Consider the following 2,562-nt stretch of genomic DNA (forward strand, 5'->3'; position numbering starts at 1 on the left):
GGCGTATTGGCCCCAATGGGGTCTCGGTGGGGTATCGACAGAGTGCCAGCCCTGGGACCGAACCCCGCGTTTATGAACAAACGACCCAACACCCGTGCGTTTTATTCTGTCTTTTTATTGCCGTCATAGCGCGGGTTCCTTCCGGTATTGTCTCCTTCCGTGTTTCAGTTAGCCTCCCCCATCTCCCGATCCGGACGAGTGCTGGGGCGTCGGTTTCCACTATCGGCGAGTACTTCTACACAGCCATCGGTCCAGACGGCCGCGCTTCTGCGGGCGATTTGTGTACGCCCGACAGTCCCGGCTCCGGATCGGACGATTGCGTCGCATCGACCCTGCGCCCAAGCTGCATCATCGAAATTGCCGTCAACCAAGCTCTGATAGAGTTGGTCAAGACCAATGCGGAGCATATACGCCCGGAGCCGCGGCGATCCTGCAAGCTCCGGATGCCTCCGCTCGAAGTAGCGCGTCTGCTGCTCCATACAAGCCAACCACGGCCTCCAGAAGAAGATGTTGGCGACCTCGTATTGGGAATCCCCGAACATCGCCTCGCTCCAGTCAATGACCGCTGTTATGCGGCCATTGTCCGTCAGGACATTGTTGGAGCCGAAATCCGCGTGCACGAGGTGCCGGACTTCGGGGCAGTCCTCGGCCCAAAGCATCAGCTCATCGAGAGCCTGCGCGACGGACGCACTGACGGTGTCGTCCATCACAGTTTGCCAGTGATACACATGGGGATCAGCAATCGCGCATATGAAATCACGCCATGTAGTGTATTGACCGATTCCTTGCGGTCCGAATGGGCCGAACCCGCTCGTCTGGCTAAGATCGGCCGCAGCGATCGCATCCATGGCCTCCGCGACCGGCTGCAGAACAGCGGGCAGTTCGGTTTCAGGCAGGTCTTGCAACGTGACACCCTGTGCACGGCGGGAGATGCAATAGGTCAGGCTCTCGCTGAATTCCCCAATGTCAAGCACTTCCGGAATCGGGAGCGCGGCCGATGCAAAGTGCCGATAAACATAACGATCTTTGTAGAAACCATCGGCGCAGCTATTTACCCGCAGGACATATCCACGCCCTCCTACATCGAAGCTGAAAGCACGAGATTCTTCGCCCTCCGAGAGCTGCATCAGGTCGGAGACGCTGTCGAACTTTTCGATCAGAAACTTCTCGACAGACGTCGCGGTGAGTTCAGGCTTTTTCATATCTCATTGCCCCCCGGGATCTGCGGCACGCTGTTGACGCTGTTAAGCGGGTCGCTGCAGGGTCGCTCGGTGTTCGAGGCCACACGCGTCACCTTAATATGCGAAGTGGACCTCGGACCGCGCCGCCCCGACTGCATCTGCGTGTTCGAATTCKCCAATGACAAGACGCTGGGCGGGGTTTGTGTCATCATAGAACTAAAGACATGCAAATATATTTCTTCCGGGGACACCGCCAGCAAACGCGAGCAACGGGCCACGGGGATGAAGCAGGGCGGCACCTCGCTAACGGATTCACCACTCCAAGAATTGGAGCCAATCAATTCTTGCGGAGAACTGTGAATGCGCAAACCAACCCTTGGCAGAACATATCCATCGCGTCCGCCATCTCCAGCAGCCGCACGCGGCGCATCTCGGGGCCGACGCGCTGGGCTACGTCTTGCTGGCGTTCGCGACGCGAGGCTGGATGGCCTTCCCCATTATGATTCTTCTCGCTTCCGGCGGCATCGGGATGCCCGCGTTGCAGGCCATGCTGTCCAGGCAGGTAGATGACGACCATCAGGGACAGCTTCAAGGCCAGCAAAAGGCCAGGAACCGTAAAAAGGCCGCGTTGCTGGCGTTTTTCCATAGGCTCCGCCCCCCTGACGAGCATCACAAAAATCGACGCTCAAGTCAGAGGTGGCGAAACCCGACAGGACTATAAAGATACCAGGCGTTTCCCCCTGGAAGCTCCCTCGTGCGCTCTCCTGTTCCGACCCTGCCGCTTACCGGATACCTGTCCGCCTTTCTCCCTTCGGGAAGCGTGGCGCTTTCTCATAGCTCACGCTGTAGGTATCTCAGTTCGGTGTAGGTCGTTCGCTCCAAGCTGGGCTGTGTGCACGAACCCCCCGTTCAGCCCGACCGCTGCGCCTTATCCGGTAACTATCGTCTTGAGTCCAACCCGGTAAGACACGACTTATCGCCACTGGCAGCAGCCACTGGTAACAGGATTAGCAGAGCGAGGTATGTAGGCGGTGCTACAGAGTTCTTGAAGTGGTGGCCTAACTACGGCTACACTAGAAGGACAGTATTTGGTATCTGCGCTCTGCTGAAGCCAGTTACCTTCGGAAAAAGAGTTGGTAGCTCTTGATCCGGCAAACAAACCACCGCTGGTAGCGGTGGTTTTTTTGTTTGCAAGCAGCAGATTACGCGCAGAAAAAAAGGATCTCAAGAAGATCCTTTGATCTTTTCTACGGGGTCTGACGCTCAGTGGAACGAAAACTCACGTTAAGGGATTTTGGTCATGAGATTATCAAAAAGGATCTTCACCTAGATCCTTTTAAATTAAAAATGAAGTTTTAAATCAATCTAAAGTATATATGAG

2 protein-coding genes and 1 pseudogene are annotated in these 2,562 nt (G+C 56.1%); 1 reads left to right on the forward strand and 2 read right to left on the reverse strand.

Going from position 1 to position 2,562, the window contains the following annotated elements:
- Positions 1–164: 164 nt before the first annotated feature.
- Complete coding sequence (gene aph(4)-Ia, locus KP707_RS16420) at positions 165–1,202, reverse strand: aminoglycoside O-phosphotransferase APH(4)-Ia (protein WP_200222495.1); 1,038 nt, start codon at positions 1,200–1,202, stop codon at positions 165–167.
- A 69-nt stretch (positions 1,203–1,271) separates the two neighbouring features.
- On the opposite strand from aph(4)-Ia, the gene KP707_RS17175 reads away from it, so the two are divergent.
- On the forward strand, positions 1,272–1,541 hold the full coding sequence (locus KP707_RS17175; protein ID WP_408872090.1) for a hypothetical protein: 270 nt from the start codon (positions 1,272–1,274) through the stop codon (positions 1,539–1,541).
- A gap of 13 nt (positions 1,542–1,554) precedes the next feature.
- Here the strand turns inward: KP707_RS17175 and KP707_RS17180 are convergent.
- Positions 1,555–1,617, reverse strand: a pseudogene (locus KP707_RS17180) (type VI secretion protein); the annotation flags it as partial.
- Between the last annotated feature and the right edge of the window lie 945 nt (positions 1,618–2,562).

The organism is Gluconobacter sp. P5E10 (assembly GCF_018812145.1).
Lineage (GTDB): Bacteria > Pseudomonadota > Alphaproteobacteria > Acetobacterales > Acetobacteraceae > Gluconobacter > Gluconobacter cerinus.